The following is a 20,469-nucleotide window of genomic DNA, read 5'->3' as shown; positions in this document are numbered from 1 at the left end:
CGCTCAGTAGCGGTAATGATCCGGCTTGAACGGCCCTTCCGCCGACACGCCGATATAGGCGGCCTGCTTCGGCGTCAGCTTGGACAGCTTCACGCCCAGCTTCTCCAGGTGGAGCGCCGCGACCTTCTCGTCCAGATGCTTGGGCAGCACATAGACTTCATTCTTATATTCGTCCGACTTGGTCCACAGTTCGATCTGCGCCAGCACCTGGTTGGTGAAGCTGGACGACATCACGAAGCTCGGATGGCCGGTGGCGCAGCCCAGGTTCACCAGGCGGCCCTTGGCGAGGACGATGATCTTCTTGCCGTCGGGGAACTGAACCTCGTCCACCTGCGGCTTGATCTCGGTCCACTGCATGTTGTTGAGGCCGGCAATCTCGATCTCGCTGTCGAAATGGCCGATGTTGCAGACGATCGCCATATTCTTCATGGCGCGCATGTGATCGACTGTGATGACGGCTTCGTTGCCGGTCGCGGTGACGAAGATGTCGGCGCGGGTGGCCGCTTCTTCCATCGTCACGACTTCATAGCCCTCCATCGCCGCCTGCAGCGCGCAGATCGGGTCGATCTCCGTCACCAGCACGCGGGCGCCGCCGTTGCGCAGCGATGCGGCCGAACCCTTGCCCACGTCGCCGAAACCGGCGACGCACGCGACCTTGCCGGCCAGCATCACGTCGGTGGCGCGGCGGATCGCGTCGACCAGCGATTCCTTACAGCCGTAGAGATTGTCGAACTTCGACTTGGTGACGCTGTCGTTGACGTTGATCGCCGGGAAGGGCAGCTTGCCCTTCTTCGCCAATTCATAGAGGCGATGGACGCCGGTGGTGGTCTCTTCCGACACGCCCTTGATGGCCTTGACCGTCTCGGTCAGATAGCCGGGACGCTCCGCCAGGAAGCGCTTGAGCGTTGCGACGAAGATTTCCTCTTCCTCATTGCCCGGCGTGAACAGTTCCTCCCCGGCCTCGACGCGCGCGCCCCACAGCGCGAACATGGTGGCGTCGCCGCCATCGTCCAGGATCATGTTGCAGACCGTGTCGCCCCAGTCGAAGATGCGGATGACATAGTCCCAATATTCCTCCAGCGTCTCGCCCTTGACGGCGAAGACCGGGATGCCCCGCGCCGCGATGGCGGCGGCGGCATGGTCCTGCGTCGAGAAGATGTTGCACGACGCCCAGCGGATCTCCGCGCCCAGTTCGGCCAGCGTCTCGATCAGCACGGCGGTCTGGATCGTCATGTGCAGCGATCCGGTGATGCGCGCGCCCTTCAGCGGCTTGGCGGCGCCGAATTCGGCGCGCAGGGCCATCAGGCCCGGCATTTCGGTCTCCGCGATCTCGATTTCCTTGCGGCCGAAAGCGGCAAGGCCGATGTCGCGGATCACATAGTCCTGCGCCTGGGTGGCGGGTGCGGTGGCCACGAGCCTGTCTCCATATCGTTAAGATTGAAGCCGCCGCCCGAATGAACGAACGGCGACGATGGGCTGGGCTTTACCAATCGCCGCCGTCCAAGGCAACTCAATATAAAGTTTTCTTTATGTCTTATTCCGCCGGCCCGCGCACCGCCACCCGCAGCGGCGCGTCAGACGCGGATTCGCCGGTTTTCCGCGCCTTCCCAGCCATCGCCGTGACGATGTCGCACCGGGCGCCCGACAGATGCGGGCCGATCGCAGCGGCGTCCGCCAGTTCCAGCAGGGCCGACCGGCTGGGCGGCAGCGCGTTGGCGGCCTCCGTGATCGACTGTAGGTCGCGGCAGGCCAGCCCGTCCGCCCCCGCGCCGTAGATGTTGGCCAGGCCCGTGACGTAATTGTCATAAGCCGCCAGCGCGCCGACCGGCCCGGCGATCGAGCGGAAATGCTCCCGCAATTCGTCATTCACTTGCGTCAGCGTCTCGCGCTTTTCCCGGATGAAGCGGTTATAGCTGGCCAGGAAATCATGTCCCGTCGCCCGGCATCGCAGCGCGGACACCATCAGCATCATCTCGAAATCGCGGATCTGCGCCGCTTCCACGGCAGTCTGCTTCCAGCATGTCGCCGCCGTCGCCGGCGCAAGCGGCATCGTCGCGGCAAGCGCCGCTGCGATCAATATCCTCATGAGTTGAACCCCCGTCCAATTGCCCGATGATCAGGGTGCGCCCATCCGGTTGCCGGACTCTCAACGGCGAAGGTTAGCCGGATTTTACCGTAAAGGGTTCAGTTACGCCGGGGAAACAAGCGCCCGGAACGGCCATGCTTACGGCCGCGTTCCGACCATCGGTCAGGCCGATCCCGCGCCGCTGACCAGGTGGGAGGCGTCGACTCCGGCGGCGGCGAAGGCGGCCGACCATTTCCGCGCCGCCGGGATGTCGAACAGAAGCTCCGCGGTGCAGTCGGTCGGAAACCAGCTTTCCCCGTTCATTTCCTCGTCCAGTTGCCCCGCGCCCCATCCGGCATAGCCCAGGGCGACCAGATAGCGACTCGGCCCCTTTCCTTCCGCGATGGCCTTCAGGATTTCCAGCGATCCGGACAGGCCCCACCCTTCGCCCACGGCGACCATGTCATGTCCGTTCCAGTCGAGCGAATGCAGCACGAAGCCGCGCCGCGGTTCGACCGGACCGCCGCGCAGGACGGGAGTATCCGGAACGTCGCCGGGCTCGATGTCGAAGCTCTCCAGCAGATCGTGCAGGCTGACGCCGTCGATCTCGTCGCTGACGGCGATCCCCAGCGATCCGTTCTCGTCATGGACGCACATGGCGATGACGGAATGATCGAACCGCATGTCCTCCATTCCCGGCAGGGCGAGCAGAAACTGTCCGGCATAGGAGCGCGCTGTGATCATGGGGCAAATATACGCCCCTTGTCGCCTTTGCCAATGGCGGGCCGTCGCTTGAGCGGGGCGGCGCGCCATATTCCATGCCGCCCCCTTGACAGACCGCCCGCCAGGCCCAACGTGCCGCCGACCCCAACAAGGCCAGGAGGCAGACCATGACCATTTCGAAGGGCGAACGCGTCCCCAGCACCACTTTCGTCAAGATGACCGAGAACGGCCCGGAGCAGGTCGCTTCGGACGATTTCTTCGCCGGTCGCACCGTCGCGCTGTTCTCCGTGCCGGGGGCCTTCACGCCCACCTGCTCCGCGCGCCATCTGCCCGGCTTCGTCGAGAAGGCGGAGGAACTGAAGGGCAAGGGCGTGGACGAGATCGCCTGCACCGCCGTCAACGACGCCTTCGTCATGGGCGCCTGGGGCAAGTCCGCCAATGCCGACGGCAAGGTGACGATGCTGGCGGACGGCAATGGCGAATTCGCGCAGGCCGTGGGCCTTACCATGGACGGCAGCAAGTTCGGCCTCGGCACGCGGGGACAGCGCTTCTCCATGATCGTCAAGGACGGCGTCGTCGCGGAACTGAATGTCGAGGCGCCGGGCGATTTCAAGGTGTCGTCGGCCGAATATCTGCTCGACCAGATCTGATTTTCGCCAGGATGCGCGCCTGCAATTCGGGCGCGCATCTTCCTTCGGCCCTATAAGTGCGTTACCAAGGGACGATGACAAGAAGCATCGGCAGTGCAATCGTCGCCGAACTCGACGACATCTATCGGAACTCCATCGAAAATCTCCGCGAGGCCATGCGCGCCTACGCCCGCGACGGCAGCGTTCCGCCAGCGGAAGCCAAGACCGACAGGCGTTTCTGCTATCCGGAATTGCGCATCGTCCATCATGGCGAGTCGGAGGCGCCGCCGCCCGGCCGCTCCTTCGCGCGGCTGTCCAGGCCGGGGCGCTATGTGACCACCGTCACCCGCCCCGCCATGTTCGGCGACTATCTGGCGGAACAGATCGACCTCCTCGTCCGCGATTATGGCGTGACGGTGGAAACCGGGATCAGCGGCCAGCAGATTCCCTTCCCCTATGTCCTGGACGGGTTGGACATGAGCGCGCTGGACGGCACGCCGCCCACCGAACTCGCCCGCCATTTCCCGGCCACCGAACTGGCGGAAATCGGGGACGAGATCGCGGACGGCCTGTTCATGCAGGATGTGGAGGGCGAAAGGCCGCTGGCGCTGTTCGACGGCCTGCGCACCGACTTCTCTCTGGCGCGCCTCAAACATTATACCGGCACTCCGGCGGAACATGTGCAGCGCTACATATTGTTCACCAACTATCACCGCTATGTCGATGAATTCGTGGCCTGGGCCTGCGCTGAATTGCAGCGGGAGGGCAGTTTCTATACCGCGCTGTCAGGGGCAGGCGGGGTCTATGTGACGCCGGAGACCGCCGATCCGGCCCGGATGATCGCGGACAGCGCCTGGCGCAAGCACCAGATGCCCGCCTATCACCTGATCGCCCCGGATCGCAGCGGGATCACGCTGGTCAATATCGGTGTCGGCCCCTCCAACGCCAAGACGATCTGCGACCATCTGGCGGTGGTGCGGCCGGAGGTCTGGCTGATGATCGGCCATTGCGGCGGCCTGCGCCCCAGCCAAAGGATCGGCGACTATGTGCTGGCGCACGCCTATCTACGCGACGACCATGTGCTGGACGAGATGCTGCCGCCGGAAATCCCGGTTCCCGCCATTGCGGAGGTTCAGGTGGCGCTGGCCAAGGCGGCCGAGGCCGTGCTGGGCGGCGACGACCGGGAGGATTTCAAGCGTCGCCTGCGCACGGGCACGGTCGTGACGACCGACGACCGCAACTGGGAACTGCGCTATTCGAGTTCGGCCCTGCGGTTCAGCCTGTCGCGAGCCGTGGGCATCGACATGGAGTCCGCCACCATCGCGGCGCAGGGCTATCGCTTCCGGGTGCCCTATGGGACGTTGCTGTGCGTGTCGGACAAGCCGATCCATGGCGAACTGAAACTGCCTGGTCAGGCCAATCGCTTCTATGAGGAGGCGATTGCGGGCCACTTGCGCGTGGGCCTGATGACCTGCGAGCTGCTGCGGCAGGAGGGGCCGAAACTGCACAGCCGCAAGCTGCGCGCCTTCAACGAACCGCCATTCCGTTAAGCGCAGCCATATCCCATGAAGCGATCACCCAACACCCGTTCGCCCTGAGCTTGTCGAAGGGTCTTACTTTCTTGAAGAAAAGGGAGAGGCTTCGACAAGCTCAGCCCGAACGGAGGGGGACGCCCGAAAATCAAGCCGTCAGGAAATCCACCATCGCCTGCCCCAATTCCTTCCGGGTCACGGCATTCATATGGTTCCCCGGAATTTCGACATAGCGCCCATTGGGCAGCAGATCGGCCAGTTCCTGCGCCACGCCATTGTCCCGGTCGTCGGCCCCGCAAATGACCTCGGTTGGCTGTTGGAAGCCGGCGATGACATCCCTCGGCGTATCGACGAAGGTGTTGAGGATGTGCAGCATCGCGACAGGATCGCCCTTGGTGGTCTTCAGGAAGGCTTCCGTCATCCATTCCGAAGTCCCGCGCTCGAACGTGCCCAGGTTTGTCAGGACTTTGCGATAATAGCCGCCATTGTCGAGCGTCTGGACCAGGCCGCGCAGCCCCATGCCGGCCAGGATCACCCTGCGCGGCGTCGCTCCCCGCGCCAGCATCCGCACGGTCGTCCGCGCGCCGAGCGAATAGCCGCCCAGATCATAGTCGGTCAGCCCCATCTGTTCGACCAGCGCCAGCCCGTCCTCCGTCAAGGCGTCCGGCGGATAGGCGGCCGGGTCATGCGGCTTGCCGCTTTCGCCATGCCCCCGCAGGTCCGGCAGGATGAGGCGGAAACCCGCCTCGACCAGTCTCGCGGCATGGCCGTAGCGTATCCAGTTGGTCCAGGCATTGGAGAAATAGCCGTGGATCAGCACCAGGTCTCGCCCCTGCCCCACCACATGCACGGCAAGCGGAAGCCCTCCCAAACCCTTGATCTCCAGCTTTTCGATGGGCAGGTCGGACACGCGGCTACTCCTTGGATGAATGCGGGTCCGGCGATATGGCCTCGCCCTGCCCTTGTCGAGTGGCGAGAAGCCAGACGAGAGCCAGGGCGCTGCCGATCTGCGCGGCCGCCATGTCCTTTTGCGGATCCCACATGTCGCCTTGCTGGCCATTATACCAGTCGGCGGTCCGGCCGGCGGCGACAACGCTCAGCAGCCATTCGAAAATCTCGTACAGGGCCCCCGCGAACCCCACGAAGATGAAGGCGAAGGCAAGGCTCCAGCCCGCCCGCATATTGCCATGACGCCGAACCGCCTCCGCCATGGGCGCCGTCAGCAGAGCGCCGAAGGCGAAATGCACGAGCCGGTCATAACCATTGCGCGCAAGCCCGAAGGTGCCGGAAACATCATGCCCGCTGACCGCCCGCGCCCAGGCGTCATAGGGCACGTAGGAATAGATATACCGACCGCCCAGCGTGTGCAGCAGCAGGAAAATGAGGATGCACGCCGCCGACCCGTTCGACAAAGGCCATCGCCGCAGCAGCCACGGCGCGACGAGGGCCAGCAGGAGCGTCGGCCCATGCTGGAGCGGAGCCAGTTCGGGATAGGGTTGGTCGACATTGGCGGCGAAAATCGCCGCTACAGCCACAATGATCATCCGGCGCTGCGCGACTGGAACGGCTTTCCAGACAGCAGCGCCGGAGATCATGGCAAGAACCTCAGCCCTTCTTCAGGTGACGGCGGCCCAGCAGTTCCGCGATCTGCACGGCATTGAGCGCCGCGCCCTTGCGCAGATTGTCGCTGACGCACCAGAGGTTCAGGCCGTTGTCGATGGTCGAATCCTCCCGCACGCGGCTGATGAAGGTCGCATAGTCGCCCACGCACTCGACCGGGGTGACGTAACCGCCATCCTCGCGCTTGTCGACCAGCATCACGCCCGGCGCCTCCCGCAGGATGTTCTGGGCCTGCTCCGCCGAAATCTCATTCTCGAATTCAATGTTGATCGCTTCGGAATGGCCGACGAACACCGGCACGCGCACGCAGGTGGCCGTGACCTTCACCTTGGGATCGAGGATCTTCTTGGTTTCCGCGACCATCTTCCATTCTTCCTTGGTCGAACCATCGTCCAGGAAGACGTCGATATGCGGGATCACGTTGAAGGCGATCTGCTTGGTGAACTTCTTTGGCTCGGCCGGATCGCCGACAAAGATGTTGCGGGACTGTTCGAACAACTCGTCCATGCCCGCCTTGCCCGCGCCGGAAACCGATTGATAGGTGGCGACGACGACGCGCTTGATCGTCGCGGCGTCATGCAGGGGCTTGAGCGCCACGACCATCTGCGCGGTCGAGCAGTTGGGATTGGCGATGATGTTCTTCTTCTTGTAGCCGTCGATGGCGTCCGGATTCACTTCGGGCACGATCAGCGGCACGTCCGGGTCCATGCGGTAGAGCGACGAATTGTCGATCACCACGCAGCCCGCGGCAGCCGCCTTGGGCGCATATTCCGCTGTCGGACCGGAACCCGCGGCGAACAGCGCGATGTCCCAGCCGGTGAAGTCGAAATGCTCGATATTCTTGCATTTGAGCGTCTTGCCGGTGTCACCGAAATCGATTTCGGTGCCCTGCGATCGGGGCGATGCGACCGCCGCGATCTCGTCAATAGGGAACTCGCGCTCGGCGAGAATGGTCAGCATCTCGCGGCCCACATTTCCGGTGGCACCAACGACGACGACCTTGTAGCCCATGACTTAACACTCCACTCCATGCACAATTGCGGAGTGGGCGCCATAGCGGCATTGCGCCGTTTGTCCAGCGACAAGCGGTTTATCGGGCCGAAGCGGGGCTTCTTATCTCCATGCTGCCGCTCCGTGCTCCTGCGCAGGCAGGAGCCTAGTTCCACCGTTGAACTGGGTTCCTGCCTGCGCAGGAACACGGAACCTCATTTTTCTGGCCCCGTCCCCTCCCGCGCCAGGAAATCCTCGATAGTCCGCCACAGATGCACGCTGATCCCCGGCCCGCCGACGCGATGGGTCTGGCCCGGATAGACCATCATCTCGAACGGCACGGCCGCCGCCTGCATCTTCGCGATCAGCGCGGTCGAATTGTCGAAGACCACATTGTCGTCCGACATGCCGTGGACCAGCAGCAGCGGATCCTTGATCTTCACCGCCTCATCCACTGCGCCGGATCCAGGATAGGCGCTCGGCTTCTCCTGCGGCTGCCCCAGATAGCGCTCGGTATAATGGGTGTCGTACAATTCCCACTTCGTCACCGGCGCGCCCGCCACCGCCGCCGAGAAAACGCCCGGCGCCTTCTCCAGCAGCTTCACCGACATATAGCCGCCATAGGACCATCCATAGGTCGCGATCCGCCGGGGATCGACATAGGGCTGGGCCTTGAGCCACTCGACGCCCTTCAACTGGTCCTCCACCTCGACCGTGCCCATGGCGCGGTGGATCTGGTCCTCGAACGCCTTGCCCCGGTCGGGCGTGCCGCGATTGTCGACCGCGAAGACGATCCAGCCCCGGTCCACCAGATATTGGTAGATGGGCGAACCCCATGAATTCGTCACCTGCCGCCCGGCGCCCGGCCCGCCATAATGCAACATGAAGACCGGATAGCGCTTCCCGGCCTCCAGCGGCGGCGTCATGATCCGGGTATAGAGCGTTGACCCGTCGGCCGCCCTGATCGTGCCGAACCTCGTCTTCGCATGGCTGGCGAGATAGGGCGCATAGGGATGATCCCCCTTGATCGCATTTTCCGACAGCCAGTTCAGTTGCTTGCCCGCGCTGTCGGCCAGATAGACCTGCCTGGGCTGGTCCGCATTGCTGCGCGCCACGACGATGCGGCTAGCCGCGCCATCCATCACCGCGTCATTCCACCAGCCGGTCGCGGTCAATTGCCGCAGCGGCCCCGCCTTGGCCAGCGATGCCGCGTAAAGCTGCTGCTCCAGCGGCGTTTCCCTGTTGCCGGTGAAATAGACGAGGCCCCTGCCCTCATCCACGCCCACCACGTCGCGCACTTCCCAATCGCCGCTGGTGAGCGCCGTCCACTTGCCGCCCCGCACATGATAAAGATGCCCATGGCCGGTCCTTTCCGACCACCAGAGGAAGCTGCCGTCCTTGAGCGGCGTGAAATTGTTGCTGAGGTTGATCCAGCTTTTCGCCCTTTCGGTCAGGATCACCCGCGCCTTGCCGGTCGCCGGATCGACAGCCAGCAGGTCCAGCGTCTTCTGATTCCGGCTCTCGCGCTGGACATAGAGCGTCCTGCCGTCCTTCGACCAGTCGACGCGAGCAAGATAGATATCCCTCTCCGTCCCCAGATCGACCTTCACCTGGCCGCTGCCGTCCGGCTTCATGACATAAAGGTCGGCCAGCGCATTGGGCGTTCCGGCCGCCGGGTAGCGCTGCTGATAGACCTTGGTGCCCTCGTCGCCGCCGATGGCGGTGCGAGTGACGGTGCTGACCGGGCTTTCATCCACGCGGGCGACCGCGATCAGCCTGTCGTCGGGCGACCACCAATAGCCGGTGCGCCGGTCCATTTCCTCCTGCGCGACGAATTCGGCGACGCCCCAGCTCACCGTATCGCCGGCGCCCTGGGTCAACTGCCTTTCCGCGCCGCCCATCGGCTGGACGAAGAAATTGCCGCCGCGCACGAAGGAGACATAGCCGCCCTTCGGGCTGACCACTCCGTTCAGCTCCCCGTCCGGCGTATCGGTGAGCCGCGTCACCTTTCCGTCCAGCGCCGCCAGATAAAGGTCGCCATCGACCGGCACCAGGATGGATTTCCCGTCCGGCGCCCAGTCATAGCCGACGATGCCGGTGCTGCCCGCGACGGAGCGATCCCGCTCCCGCTGCATTTTCTCCGCCTCGGAAAGCTCCGCGCCGCTGCCGGTCTTCTTCGAATCGACCAGCATCTGCTCCGCGCCGGTGGACGTGTCGATGGCCCACAGGTCGAGCCGCTCCTTCTCATCCGTCCGCGGTTTCAGCAGCGTCACCAGCTTGCCGTCGGGGGACAGCTTCAACGCCCTGGGCTGCGGACCGGACAGGTCGGGACTGGCGAACACCCGCTCCAGCGTCAGCTTTTCCTGCGCCTGGGCGGAAATCACGGAAAGCAACAGCGCGCCGACAGCCGCGCCGCTTTTCAGATATGGCGACATTTTCATCCCTTGCTTGGACCGCGACAGAGCCGCAGCGCATGCGCGCGAAATTAGCGCCAAGCGGATGAAAAGATCAATGTTGGGAAATAATATTTCTTCAAACCCATGGCCGCTTCCAGATGGGCCATGGTGGGCGCGACAGGGATTGAACCTGTGACCCCACCCGTGTGAAGGGTGTGCTCTACCGCTGAGCTACGCGCCCCCTTTAAGGAGGAGGCGGCCATTGGCATCCACCGCGCCGCCTGTCAAGCATATCGCACAAGCTATTTTCCGAAAATGGACTTATCCGCTCCATCCGCGTTATAGTCGATACGCTTTCAGAAGGAGTGCCTATACATGCGTCAAACCGTCGCCCTGGTCATCGCCGGGCTGCTTCTTACCTCTTTGGCTGCGTGCAATACCGTGAAGGGCGCGGGCCGGGACATCGAATCCGTCGGCCGAGCCGGGGAAAAAGCGATCAACTGATCCGGCCGGATCGTCCGATCACTGGAGCATGCGGCTGGCGACGGCCGCATCCTTCTCCAGCCGGACACCGTCGCATTCCGGCTCGCCGCAGTCGCAGGCCGCGATCGTGTAGCGCACGCCGCACATCACCAGCACGTCCTGGTCGAAGGAATAGTTGGATATTCCCGCCCGTTCGACCTTTTCCCGCGCTCTGGCCTTGAGGGTCATGATCCTGCCTCTCTGCAACATGCCTGGATGATTGTTGCTGCGTTGCACAATGTCAATTGAGCCAGATTGGTTCCTGAACGAATTGAAATAAATCCGTCCAGAAAATGCCACGATCCGGCGCTTATGCAGCGGATGCTTGCGCGCCGTCCTCATCGCTCCCATATGCCGGCCATGAACGACCAACGCTCCAGTTCCATGCCCGTCTGGCATGGCACCACCATCATGTCGGTACGCAAGAACGGGAAGGTGATCGTCGCCGGCGACGGCCAGGTTTCCATGGGCCAGACGGTGATGAAGCCCAACGCCCGCAAGGTCCGCCGCCTCCACGACGGATCGGTGATTGGCGGTTTCGCTGGAGCGACGGCGGACGCCTTCACCCTGTTTGAGCGGCTGGAGGCCAAGCTGGAGCGGCATAACGGCCAGTTGATGCGCGCCGCGGTGGAACTGGCCAAGGACTGGCGGACCGACAAATATCTCCGCAACCTGGAAGCGATGATGATCGTCGCGGACAGGGACGTGACGCTGATCCTGACCGGCAACGGCGACGTGCTGGAGCCGGTGGGCGGCGTCGCGGCAATCGGTTCCGGCGGCAATTTCGCCCTCGCCGCGGCGCGAGCGCTGGTGGAATATGAGGAAGATGCCGAAACCCTGGCCCGCAAGGCGATGAAGGTGGCGGCGGACATCTGCGTCTACACCAACGATCAGCTTGTGGTCGAAGAGTTGGAAAGCGCGACATAATAAAGCCCCTCCCGCAGGCGGGAGGGGGTGGGGTGGGCCGCGAGCAAAGCGAGCTTCCAACCTATCCCTCAAACGTTGCAAGCGATTGCCGGCGCAATCGCACCCACCCCCTGCCCCTCCCTTGAATGGGAGGGGAGTGAGATGAAGATGAACGACAATCTGACCCCCAAAGCCATCGTCTCCGCCCTCGACGCGCACATCATCGGCCAGGCCGACGCCAAGCGCGCCGTGGCCGTCGCCCTGCGCAACCGCTGGCGCCGCCAGCGCCTCTCGCCCGACCTGCGGGACGAGGTGACGCCGAAGAACATCCTGATGATCGGCCCCACCGGCTGCGGCAAGACGGAGATCAGCCGCCGCCTCGCCAAGCTGGCCGACGCGCCCTTCGTGAAGGTCGAGGCCACCAAATTCACCGAAGTCGGCTATGTCGGCCGCGACGTGGAGCAGATCGTCCGCGACCTGGTGGAGGAAGCGGTGCGCCTGGAAAAGGACCGCCGCCGCGAAGCCGTGCGCGAAGCCGCATCCGAAGCCGCCATGGCCCGCCTGCTCGACGCGCTGACCGGCAAGGAAGCGAGCGAGGCCACCCGCCTCTCCTTCCGCCAGCGGATCGAGAATAACCAGATGAACGATGTCGAGGTGGAGGTGGAAGTCGCCGACAGCCCCTCCATGCCGATGGAAATCCCCGGCATGGGCGGCCAGATCGGCATGATCAACCTGTCCGACATGATGTCGAAGGCCTTTGGCCAGCAACAGAAGAAGCGCCGCAAGCTGCGCGTCGCGGAGGCCTGGGACAAGCTGGTCGAGGAGGAGCAGGACAAGCGCCTGGACCAGGACGACGTCGCCCGCGTCGCCATCAACAGCGCGGAGCAGAACGGCATCGTCTTCATCGACGAGATCGACAAGATCGCCGTCAGCGACGTGCGCGGCGGCTCCGTCAGCCGCGAGGGCGTGCAGCGCGACCTGCTCCCGCTGATCGAGGGCACCACGGTCTCGACCAAATATGGCCCGCTCAAGACGGATCACATCCTCTTCATCGCCAGCGGCGCCTTCCATGTGGCCAAGCCCAGCGACCTGCTGCCGGAATTGCAGGGCCGCCTGCCGATCCGCGTCGAACTGAAGGCGCTGACGGAGGATGATTTCGTGTCGATCCTCTCCGACACCAAGGCCAGCCTTGTTGCGCAATATCGCGCGCTGCTGGCGACCGAAGGCGTGACCGTCGACCTGACGCCCGACGGCATCCGCGCCGTGGCGAAGATCGCGGCGGAGGTGAACAGCGAGGTCGAGAATATCGGCGCCCGCCGCCTCCAGACCGTGATGGAAAAGCTGCTGGAGGATGTGAGCTTCGACGCGGAAGACCGCCAGGGCGAAACGCTGCTGGTCGACGCGGCCTATGTGGAGAAACAGTTGAGCGCGGTCGCTCGCAACACCGACCTCAGCAAATATGTGCTGTAAGGGCGAAGCTGCCGCCTACTAATATCCGTGTTCCTGCGCAGGCAGGAACCCAGTTCAAACGCTGGGACTGGGTTCCTGCCTGCGCAGGAACACGATGCGATTTAACCGACGCCTCCGTCAATCAAGTGAAGGCGGGCGGTATCGCGATTTGCCGAATGACTAACGTCAGTAGCTCCGCCCCACCAGCACCCGCTCCACCGCCTTCTCGCCGGTGAACACGCAAACGCCATCCGCCGCTTCCGCATCCGAAGGCACATTGCGCAGCGTCAGCTTCTCGCCCTTCAGCCACTCGACCACCTTGTCGAGTGCGGCCCCGGTCGGCCTGGCCCACTGCACCAGCGCCCAGCCCGGCTTTTTGCTCGCGCCGAAATAGGCCTTCAGCCCATCCAGCGAAGTCACCGACTTGTCGATATTCCCCAGCAACCGCGCCTGAGCGTCCGCGAACAGCGCCTGCTGTATCTCCTCCAGCATCCCGGTCGCGGCGCCAAGGAATTCGCCCTTCGCCACGATCCGGCTGTCCAGCTTCCCATCCTCGCGATACAGCCGATCGCGTCGAATGACGGACACATTGCCCCCGGCCACATCGCGCCCGCCAACCTCGATCACGATGGGCGCGCCCTTCTTGACCCAGCCCCAACGCTTGTTCGCCGCCTTGGCGGGCCGCCGGTCCAACAGGGCGCGCACCGGCTCCCGGAACACATCCTGCCGGTTCAGTTCCGCTACCAGATCGCCGCAATAATCCAGGATCGCCGCATCCTCGTCCGTATCGCGCAACATCGGCACCACGACCACCTGATAGGGCGCGATCCGGGGCGGCACGCGCAGCCCGTCATCATCGCCATGCACCATGATCAGCCCGCCGATCATGCGCGTCGACATGCCCCAGCTGGTGGTCTGCGCCAGTTCCTGCGCTCCTTCGGCATTCTGGAACTTGATATTCTGCGCCGAAGAAAAGGTCGTGCCCAGGAAATGCGAAGTCCCGGCCTGCAAAGCCTTCCCATCCTGCATCATCGCCTCGATGGAATAGGTCGCGACCGCGCCCGGAAAGCGCTCATTCTCCGGCTTCTCGCCCGCGATCACCGGCAGCGCCACGCACTCCTCGGCAAAGCCGCGATAGACTTCCAGCATCTTGAGCGTCTCTTCCATCGCCTCTTCGACGCTGGCGTGGGCGGTATGCCCCTCCTGCCAGAGGAACTCCGCCGTGCGCAGGAACATGCGCGTGCGCATCTCCCACCGCACCACATTGGCCCACTGGTTGATCAACACCGGCAGGTCGCGCCAACTCTGCACCCAGCGGGAAAAGGCCGCGCCGATCACCATCTCCGAAGTCGGACGCACCACCAGCGGCTCCTCCAGCTTCGCATCGGGATCGGGCACCAGCCTGCCGTCCTTCTGGATCAGCCGGTGATGGGTGACGACCGCCATCTCCTTGGCGAAGCCGTCGACATGCTCCGCCTCCTTCTCGAAATAGGAAAGCGGGATGAACAGCGGGAAATAGCAATTTTCATGGCCGGTCGCCTTGATCCGGTCATCCAGCAGCTTCTGCATCCGTTCCCAGATGCCATAGCCCCAGGGCCGGATGACCATGCAACCGCGCACGCCGCTTTCCTCGGCCATGTCGGCTTCGGAGATGACGGCCTGATACCAGGCGGAAAAATCCTGTTCGCGGGTAACGGAAAGGGCATGCTTCACGGGGTCGACCTTAAAATTCGAGTGGATGGCGCGCCATAGGACAAGCGCGCCGCCCCTGTCGACTCCCAACGGTCACGATCCCGGTCGACGCCGGGATGACGATCAACTCAGCTTGTCGATCTTCGCGTTGAGCGCGGCAAGCTGCGCCTTGAGTTCCGCGATCTCATCGTCCTTCGCCCCGTCGGAGGCGGGCGGGGAAGCGGGCGTCGGCATGCCGGGAATTCCGGGCATGCCCGTGCCGAAGGCGCTCGCCGCCGCCTCGAACATCTGCATGTTGCGCTTGGCGATCTCGGCCAGCGGGCCGCCGCCGAACGCGCCCTTCATCGCTTCCTGGAACTGCTGCTGGTTCTTGCGGAACGCGTCCATCGACGCTTCCAGATATTGCGGCACCATGGACTGCATGGAATCGCCGTACATGGCGATCAACTGGCGCAGGAAGTTGACGGGCAGCATGTTCTTGCCCCGCTGCTCCTCCTCCATGATGATTTGCGTGAGGACATTATGCGTGATGTCCTCTCCCGTCTTCGCATCAACGACGACGAACTCGCGCCCCTCGCGAGTCATTTGCGACAAAAGATCCAGCGTGATGTAGCTTGACGTTTCTGTGTTATAGAGCCGCCTGTTAGCGTACTTCTTGATAACGACCGGCTCGGATTCGTTCGCGGTCTTAGATTTGGCCATGGATACCTCTCCCACACCTGCATTTTCCGCATTAGCACAAGGCAATGCCGCGCCGCAACATGGCCCGCGGCCCTTACCCCTTTTTCTCAATATTTTATGGCGCGAAACGCAGGATGATCCCGAACTGCGCAAACGGGCTTTCCAGGGCCTGCGGAAATATCAGGAGGCCAGCCGCCCTTCCCCGCCGCCGGCCGTTCCGGTCGTCGCCAGCGCGGGCAGCGCCCGGCTGCTTCGATATGGGACGGAAAACGGCCGTTTTCCGGTGGTGTTCGTGCCCTCGCTGATCAACCCGCCGCAGGTGCTGGACCTGTCCGCCAGCCGCTCCATGCTGCGCCACATGAGTGCAGCAGGACATGACGCCCATCTGGTCGATTGGGGCACGCCGGCCGCGGACGACGGCGCGCTGGGCCTCGACCGGCACGTGACGGAACGGCTGCTGCCGATGCTGGCCGCCCTCGACCGACCGGCGATCGTCGTGGGATATTGCCTGGGCGGCAATCTGGCGATCGGCGCGGCGGTGCTGCACCCCGTAAGGGCGCTGGCGACCATCGCCACGCCCTGGGATTTCGACGGCTTCCCGGCCGCCGACCGGGAAGAGATCGGCGCGCTCTGGCGCAGTTCCAAGCCGATGTGCCAGCGGTTGGGCTATGTGCCGATGGAGGTGCTGCAATCGGGCTTCTGGGCGATGGACCCGGCCCGGACGATTCGCAAATATGCCGCCTTCGCCGACATGGCGCCGGGTTCCGACGAAGAACATGCCTTTCTGGCGGTGGAGGATTGGGCCAATGGCGGTCCGCCGCTCAGCCATGCCGCGGGGCGCGACCTTTTCGAGCAATTCTATGCCGCAAATGCGAGCGGACGGGGGGAGTGGCTTGTCGGCGGCCGCGCGATCGAGTCGCGCCGGCTGGCCTGTCCCACGCTGTCGATCCGTTCCGCCGCCGACCGCATCGTGCCCGCCGCCGCCGCGCCGGAAATGGCGGAGAACGCGACCCTGAACCTGGGCCATGTCGGCATGATCGTGGGCGGCCGGGCGCGAACGATGCTGTGGGAACCCCTGTCCCAATGGCTTTCCAGCCATGGCGGATGATGATATGTGCAACCGCGAAAGCATCACCCCTGGAACTGAGGATCAATGCCCTTGTCAGACATCGTCATCACCGCCGCCAAGCGCACCGCCGTCGGCGGCTTCATGGGCGCCTTCGGATCGACGCCCGCGCATGAACTGGGCCGTACCGCCATCCTCGCCGCCCTCGCCCAGGCGGGCGTCGCGCCGGAGGAGGTGGACGAGGTCATATTGGGCCAGGTCCTGACCGCCGGCCAGGGGCAGAACCCCGCCCGCCAGGCCGCCGTCAACGCCGGCATCCCGGTCGAGCGCACCGCCATCGGCGTCAACCAGCTTTGCGGTTCGGGCCTGCGCGCCGTCGCCCTGGCGGCGCAGGCGATCCGCGCCGGCGACGCCCGCATCATGGTCGCGGGCGGGCAGGAAAGCATGTCGCTCGCCCCGCACGCCCAATATCTGCGCGGCGGCGCGAAAATGGGTCCGATCTCCCTGGTCGACACGATGACGCATGACGGCCTGACCGACGCCTTCAACAATTATCACATGGGCATCACGGCGGAAAATCTGGCGGAGAAATATCAGATCAGCCGCGAAGCGCAGGACGTCTTCTCCGTCGGCAGCCAGAACAAGGCGGAGGCCGCCCGCGCATCGGGCCGTTTCAAGGACGAGATCGCGCCCGTGACCGTCAAGGGCCGCAAGGGCGACACCATCGTCGACACCGACGAATATATCCGCGCCGGCGCCACGCTGGAGGCGATGCAGAGCCTGCGTCCCGCGTTCAGGAAGGACGGCACCGTCACCGCCGCCAATGCCAGCGGCATCAACGACGGCGCGGCCGCCCTGGTCCTGATGAGCGCGGAAGAAGCGGCGAAGCGCGACGCGCCCGTGCTGGCCCGCATCGCCAGTTTCGCGACCTGCGGCGTCGATCCGTCGATCATGGGCATCGGCCCGGCTCCGGCGAGCCGCCAGGCGCTGGCCAAGGCGGGCTGGTCGCTCGCAGACCTGGACCTGATCGAGGCCAATGAAGCCTTCGCCGCGCAGGCGCTGGCGGTTGGCCAGGAACTGGGCTGGGACGCGGAAAAGGTCAATGTGAACGGCGGCGCCATCGCCATCGGCCACCCGATCGGCGCTTCGGGCGCGCGCGTGCTCACCACCCTGATCTACGAAATGCAGAAGCGCGACGCGAAGAAGGGCCTTGCCACGCTTTGCATCGGCGGCGGCATGGGCGTCGCCATGTGCATCGAACGTTGAGCTTGCGGTAAACGAAAAGGGCCGCCGATCTCATTGCAGATCGGCGGCCCTTTTCATGTCGGCTGATACCCACCGGCGAGGTTGAAGTGGGACGTGTTCCTGCGAAGGCAGGAACCCAGTCCCAACGTCCGCCCCGGACTCAGCGCCACACCCGGTCGAACCGCGCCCCCAGCCCCGTCAGCAATTCATATTGCGACAGGCCCGAAGCCGCCGCCGCGTCGACCAGCTTGTAATCGACCTCCAGCCAGTCCTCCTCCGAAATGTCGGGCAGGCCGCTCACGTCCACGGCGGTCAGGTCCATCGATATGCGCCCCACCACCGGCAGGTGCCTGCCCCCCGCGCTCATGGAACCGCGCCCGGAAAAGCAGCGCAGATAGCCGTCGGCATAGCCCAGGTTCAGCACCGCGATCTGCATGTCCTTCGGTGCGCGATATGTCGCATTGTAGCCGATGGTGTCGCCCGCCCGGACGCGGCGGCGTTGCAGCACCTGCGCTTCGGGGACCACGACCTGCCGGATGTGTCCGGCGGCTTCCCGACGCGGCACCCCGCCATAAAGCGCGATCCCCGGCCGCGTCATGTCAAAGGCATAGTCGGCGCCCATGCAGATGCCCGCGCTGTTCGCCAGGCTGTAGCGCGCCGCCTTCACCTGCCCCCGCAAGGCGGAAAACCGCTCCAACTGCACAGGGCTGAGCGGCCCGTCCTCATCGGCGCAGGCCAGATGGCTCATCAGGTTCGCGATCTCCAGCCCCGCCAACCGCGCCGGAACATCGCCGCGCCAGTCCAGGCCCAGCCGGTTCATGCCCGTGTCGACCATGACGTCGCAAGGGCCGCCGCCCGCATGCCTCCAGCGCGCGATCTGCCATTCGGTGCACAGCACCGGCCGCGCGCGGGAAGCCAGCGCCACGGCCAGATCCTCTTCCCGCACGCCATGCAGCACGGAAAGCGACACCCCCTCCGTCACGAGCGGTTCCAGAACCGCAGCCTCCGCCCAGTTGGACACGAAGAAATCCCGGCACCCCGCACCCAGCAGGCGCCGCATCACCTCCACGGCGCCCAGGCCATAGCCATCGGCCTTGATCGCCGCGCCGCAGGCCGCGTCGCCGCCCTGCCGCTTCAACCAGCGCCAGTTGGAAAGCAGCGCCCCTTCATCCATACGCAAGCGCAACGGTGCGGAAAATTCAGTCATGCCAGCCCCGTTAGCGTCCCGGAACGCGGCCGTCGAGACCATCAGTCCATCTTCGCCCCGCGCGTTTCCGGCAGGGCGACGATGCAGGTCAGCAGGGCGACCGCCACCACTGCCATGGTGTACCACAGCCCCGCATAGGGATCGCCCGTCCGCGCCACGATATATTGGCTGACCAGCGGCAGGAACCCGCCGAAATAGCCGGTCCCGATATGATAGGGGATGGACAGCGAACTATAGCGTATCCGCGCCGGGAAATATTCCGACAGCAGCGCCGCCACCGGGCCGTAGGTCGCTCCGGACAGCGTCCAGAGCAGCAGCAGCGCCACGAACAGCAGCAGGGCGCGGGGCCAGTCGGGCGTCACCGCCGCCGAATCATATCCCCCCGCATGCAGGGCCGCATCCAGCCCATGGGGGCTGAGATCCGCGACCGGCACGGACCCGATGCTGACCGAAGGCGCCGCCGCCTCCCGCTTTTCATAGGCGATGCCGCGCCTGGAAAAATGATCGAGCAGCTTGCCGCAAGCAGTCAGCTGAACCTTGGCGAAGGGATCGAAGCTGCAATCGGGACCGCTGACGACCACCGGGGCGCGCTCCGCCGCCCGATAAAGCGCCGGGTTCGCCACGCTCCCCATGAACTGATAGAGCGGCAACAGCAGCGCCAGCAGCAGCGCATAGCCGACGATGATGGGCTTTTTCCGCCCCACCCGGTCCGACAGCCAGCCGAAGAAGACAAAGGAGCCGACCCCCACAAAGGCGCTGCCGCCCACCAGCAACTGCGCCATGCCCGGCGTCACATGCAGGCCGTTCTGGAGGAAATAAAGCGCCTGGAACATCGCCGTATAGGCGATGACGGTAAAGCCCGCCGCGAGGCCGATCATCGCCACCAGCATCCGCCGCCTGTTGCCGGGATAGGTGAACGCCTCCTTCAACGGGTTGCGCGATTGCTCGCCCGCCGCCTTCATCGCCGCGAAGATCGGGCTTTCGCGCAGCATCAGCCGCATCCAGAGCGAGATCGCCAGCAACGCCAACGAGAATATGAAGGGCAGCCGCCAGCCCCAATCCTCCCACACTGCCTTGCCGACGACCCATTGCGTGCCGACCACAACGATCAGCGACAGGACGAACCCGCCGATCACGCCCGCCTGGATGAAACTGGTGTAGAAGCCCCGCTTCCCCGGCGGCGCATGTTCCGCGACATAGATAGCCGCGCCGCCATATTCCCCGCCCAACGCCAGCCCCTGCGCGATCCGCAGCAGGATCAGGATGATGGGCGCGGCGATGCCGATGCTCGCGGCGGACGGGGTCAGCCCGACGCCCGCCGTCGCCGCGCCCATCAGCACGATGGTGGCCAGGAAAGTATATTTGCGCCCCAGCCTGTCCCCCAGATAGCCGAACAGCGCCGCGCCCAACGGCCGGAACCCGAAGCCGATGGCGAAACCGGCGAGGGAATAGAGCAGTTCGACGGTCGGATTGTCGGTCGGGAAGAATGTCCGCCCGATGATCGGCGCCAGCACGCCGTAAATGTAGAAATCATACCATTCGAACAACGTGCCCAGCGCGGACGCGGTGATCACCAGCCGGTCCCGCCGGGCGTCCATCACATAGCCGGTGCCGCCAGCACTTCCCACCATTCCGCCCCTTGCTCATCCTGTCCGTTCGCCGTCGTTGTAATGAAGCGCTGAATTCCGGCAAGCGCGAGAAGGACTATCGTCGATATGGGTTATCCCATTCCTCCCCATCGAGAGA

19 protein-coding genes and 1 tRNA gene are annotated in these 20,469 nt (G+C 64.6%); 7 read left to right on the top strand and 13 right to left on the bottom strand.

Translation table 11 applies throughout. The features are described 5' to 3' along the window. Nucleotides 1-3: 3 nt before the first annotated feature. The 3 genes from ahcY to L286_RS33705 form a co-directional block, all read right to left on the bottom strand. Nucleotides 4-1,413, bottom strand: a complete 1,410-nt coding sequence (gene ahcY / locus L286_RS33715) for an adenosylhomocysteinase (RefSeq protein WP_007689212.1) — start codon at nucleotides 1,411-1,413, stop codon at nucleotides 4-6. Nucleotides 1,414-1,534: 121 nt separating this feature from the next. Continuing rightward, the gene (locus tag L286_RS33710; RefSeq protein WP_021223329.1) at nucleotides 1,535-2,086 is read right to left on the bottom strand and encodes a hypothetical protein; all 552 of its coding nucleotides are present in this window, start codon (nucleotides 2,084-2,086) and stop codon (nucleotides 1,535-1,537) included. A gap of 162 nt (nucleotides 2,087-2,248) precedes the next feature. Then, a complete protein-coding gene (locus L286_RS33705) occupies nucleotides 2,249-2,809 on the bottom strand; it encodes a YqgE/AlgH family protein (protein WP_020820853.1) in 561 nt (186 codons plus the stop codon). A gap of 146 nt (nucleotides 2,810-2,955) precedes the next feature. On the opposite strand from L286_RS33705, the gene L286_RS33700 reads away from it, so the two are divergent. Next, nucleotides 2,956-3,438 carry a peroxiredoxin gene (locus L286_RS33700; RefSeq protein WP_007689220.1) on the top strand — a complete coding sequence of 161 codons (483 nt, stop codon included), beginning with the start codon at nucleotides 2,956-2,958 and terminating at the stop codon, nucleotides 3,436-3,438. A 74-nt stretch (nucleotides 3,439-3,512) separates the two neighbouring features. Beyond that, nucleotides 3,513-4,967: an AMP nucleosidase gene (locus L286_RS33695; RefSeq protein ID WP_020820852.1), complete on the top strand. Its 1,455-nt coding sequence runs from the start codon at nucleotides 3,513-3,515 to the stop codon at nucleotides 4,965-4,967. 130 nt (nucleotides 4,968-5,097) lie between these two features. On the opposite strand, the gene L286_RS33690 is transcribed toward L286_RS33695, so the two are convergent. The 5 genes from L286_RS33690 to L286_RS33670 all read right to left on the bottom strand — a co-directional run bounded on the left by L286_RS33690 (nucleotide 5,098) and on the right by L286_RS33670 (nucleotide 10,196). Beyond that, nucleotides 5,098-5,859 carry an alpha/beta fold hydrolase gene (locus L286_RS33690; protein ID WP_020820851.1) on the bottom strand — a complete coding sequence of 254 codons (762 nt, stop codon included), beginning with the start codon at nucleotides 5,857-5,859 and terminating at the stop codon, nucleotides 5,098-5,100. A 4-nt stretch (nucleotides 5,860-5,863) separates the two neighbouring features. After that, nucleotides 5,864-6,544 (bottom strand): DUF2238 domain-containing protein, encoded by a 681-nt coding sequence (locus L286_RS33685; protein WP_020820850.1) that lies wholly within the window; start codon nucleotides 6,542-6,544, stop codon nucleotides 5,864-5,866. A gap of 10 nt (nucleotides 6,545-6,554) precedes the next feature. Next, nucleotides 6,555-7,580, bottom strand: coding sequence for an aspartate-semialdehyde dehydrogenase (locus L286_RS33680; RefSeq protein WP_007685970.1), 1,026 nt, complete (start codon nucleotides 7,578-7,580; stop codon nucleotides 6,555-6,557). A 194-nt stretch (nucleotides 7,581-7,774) separates the two neighbouring features. Further along, nucleotides 7,775-9,994 (bottom strand): S9 family peptidase, encoded by a 2,220-nt coding sequence (locus L286_RS33675; protein WP_025160484.1) that lies wholly within the window; start codon nucleotides 9,992-9,994, stop codon nucleotides 7,775-7,777. Nucleotides 9,995-10,121: 127 nt separating this feature from the next. After that, nucleotides 10,122-10,196 (bottom strand) — tRNA-Val (locus L286_RS33670). 134 nt (nucleotides 10,197-10,330) lie between these two features. Between L286_RS33670 and L286_RS33665 the strand changes: the two genes are divergently transcribed. Then, nucleotides 10,331-10,459 (top strand): entericidin A/B family lipoprotein, encoded by a 129-nt coding sequence (locus L286_RS33665; RefSeq protein ID WP_007685859.1) that lies wholly within the window; start codon nucleotides 10,331-10,333, stop codon nucleotides 10,457-10,459. Between the two features lie 18 nt (nucleotides 10,460-10,477). Here L286_RS33665 and L286_RS0124490 read toward each other — a convergent pair whose 3' ends face one another. Next, the gene (locus L286_RS0124490; RefSeq protein ID WP_013040016.1) at nucleotides 10,478-10,666 is read right to left on the bottom strand and encodes a hypothetical protein; all 189 of its coding nucleotides are present in this window, start codon (nucleotides 10,664-10,666) and stop codon (nucleotides 10,478-10,480) included. A 171-nt stretch (nucleotides 10,667-10,837) separates the two neighbouring features. Here L286_RS0124490 and hslV point away from each other — a divergent pair, with 171 nt between their 5' ends. Continuing rightward, the gene (gene hslV, locus L286_RS33660) at nucleotides 10,838-11,404 is read left to right on the top strand and encodes an ATP-dependent protease subunit HslV (RefSeq protein ID WP_025160906.1); all 567 of its coding nucleotides are present in this window, start codon (nucleotides 10,838-10,840) and stop codon (nucleotides 11,402-11,404) included. Between the two features lie 147 nt (nucleotides 11,405-11,551). Continuing rightward, nucleotides 11,552-12,853, top strand: coding sequence for an ATP-dependent protease ATPase subunit HslU (hslU, locus tag L286_RS33655; protein WP_007685854.1), 1,302 nt, complete (start codon nucleotides 11,552-11,554; stop codon nucleotides 12,851-12,853). Nucleotides 12,854-13,018: 165 nt separating this feature from the next. On the opposite strand, the gene L286_RS33650 is transcribed toward hslU, so the two are convergent. Then, the gene (locus L286_RS33650) at nucleotides 13,019-14,545 is read right to left on the bottom strand and encodes an aminoacyl--tRNA ligase-related protein (RefSeq protein ID WP_025160907.1); all 1,527 of its coding nucleotides are present in this window, start codon (nucleotides 14,543-14,545) and stop codon (nucleotides 13,019-13,021) included. Between the two features lie 102 nt (nucleotides 14,546-14,647). After that, complete coding sequence (gene phaR / locus L286_RS33645) at nucleotides 14,648-15,226, bottom strand: polyhydroxyalkanoate synthesis repressor PhaR (protein ID WP_007685851.1); 579 nt, start codon at nucleotides 15,224-15,226, stop codon at nucleotides 14,648-14,650. Between phaR and L286_RS33640 the strand changes: the two genes are divergently transcribed. After that, nucleotides 15,225-16,313 (top strand): alpha/beta hydrolase, encoded by a 1,089-nt coding sequence (locus L286_RS33640; protein WP_020820781.1) that lies wholly within the window; start codon nucleotides 15,225-15,227, stop codon nucleotides 16,311-16,313. The genes phaR and L286_RS33640 overlap by 2 nt on opposite strands. Nucleotides 16,314-16,364: 51 nt before the next feature. Beyond that, entirely contained in the window at nucleotides 16,365-17,537 is a 1,173-nt protein-coding gene (locus L286_RS33635) for an acetyl-CoA C-acetyltransferase (RefSeq protein ID WP_007685849.1), read from the top strand. A 139-nt stretch (nucleotides 17,538-17,676) separates the two neighbouring features. On the opposite strand, the gene alr is transcribed toward L286_RS33635, so the two are convergent. Both alr and L286_RS33625 read right to left on the bottom strand, forming a co-directional pair. Beyond that, on the bottom strand, nucleotides 17,677-18,723 hold the full coding sequence (alr, locus tag L286_RS33630; protein ID WP_025161033.1) for an alanine racemase: 1,047 nt from the start codon (nucleotides 18,721-18,723) through the stop codon (nucleotides 17,677-17,679). A gap of 41 nt (nucleotides 18,724-18,764) precedes the next feature. Then, on the bottom strand, nucleotides 18,765-20,354 hold the full coding sequence (locus L286_RS33625) for an MFS transporter (protein ID WP_020820778.1): 1,590 nt from the start codon (nucleotides 20,352-20,354) through the stop codon (nucleotides 18,765-18,767). Nucleotides 20,355-20,469 lie beyond the last annotated feature (115 nt).

Origin of the sequence: Sphingobium sp. HDIP04, assembly GCF_000445085.1 — a bacterium.
Lineage (GTDB): Bacteria > Pseudomonadota > Alphaproteobacteria > Sphingomonadales > Sphingomonadaceae > Sphingobium > Sphingobium indicum.
The sequence above is the reverse complement of the archived record's forward strand: the minus strand, read 5'-3'. Positions and strand labels throughout refer to the sequence as shown.

Bases quoted from the DNA above. Each gene is read 5' to 3' on its own strand.
- L286_RS33710 (WP_021223329.1), bottom strand. From the start codon at position 2,086: ATGAGGATATTGATCGCAGCGGCGCTTGCCGCGACGATGCCGCTTGCG.
- L286_RS33705 (WP_020820853.1), bottom strand. From the start codon at position 2,809: ATGATCACAGCGCGCTCCTATGCCGGACAGTTTCTGCTCGCCCTGCCG.
- L286_RS33700 (WP_007689220.1), top strand. From the start codon at position 2,956: ATGACCATTTCGAAGGGCGAACGCGTCCCCAGCACCACTTTCGTCAAG.
- L286_RS33695 (WP_020820852.1), top strand. From the start codon at position 3,513: ATGACAAGAAGCATCGGCAGTGCAATCGTCGCCGAACTCGACGACATC.
- L286_RS33685 (WP_020820850.1), bottom strand. From the start codon at position 6,544: ATGATCTCCGGCGCTGCTGTCTGGAAAGCCGTTCCAGTCGCGCAGCGC.
- L286_RS33680 (WP_007685970.1), bottom strand. From the start codon at position 7,580: ATGGGCTACAAGGTCGTCGTCGTTGGTGCCACCGGAAATGTGGGCCGC.
- L286_RS33675 (WP_025160484.1), bottom strand. From the start codon at position 9,994: ATGTCGCCATATCTGAAAAGCGGCGCGGCTGTCGGCGCGCTGTTGCTT.
- L286_RS33665 (WP_007685859.1), top strand. From the start codon at position 10,331: ATGCGTCAAACCGTCGCCCTGGTCATCGCCGGGCTGCTTCTTACCTCT.
- L286_RS0124490 (WP_013040016.1), bottom strand. From the start codon at position 10,666: ATGACCCTCAAGGCCAGAGCGCGGGAAAAGGTCGAACGGGCGGGAATA.
- hslV (WP_025160906.1), top strand. From the start codon at position 10,838: ATGAACGACCAACGCTCCAGTTCCATGCCCGTCTGGCATGGCACCACC.
- hslU (WP_007685854.1), top strand. From the start codon at position 11,552: ATGAACGACAATCTGACCCCCAAAGCCATCGTCTCCGCCCTCGACGCG.
- L286_RS33640 (WP_020820781.1), top strand. From the start codon at position 15,225: ATGGATACCTCTCCCACACCTGCATTTTCCGCATTAGCACAAGGCAAT.
- phaR (WP_007685851.1), bottom strand. From the start codon at position 15,226: ATGGCCAAATCTAAGACCGCGAACGAATCCGAGCCGGTCGTTATCAAG.
- alr (WP_025161033.1), bottom strand. From the start codon at position 18,723: ATGACTGAATTTTCCGCACCGTTGCGCTTGCGTATGGATGAAGGGGCG.
- L286_RS33625 (WP_020820778.1), bottom strand. From the start codon at position 20,354: ATGGTGGGAAGTGCTGGCGGCACCGGCTATGTGATGGACGCCCGGCGG.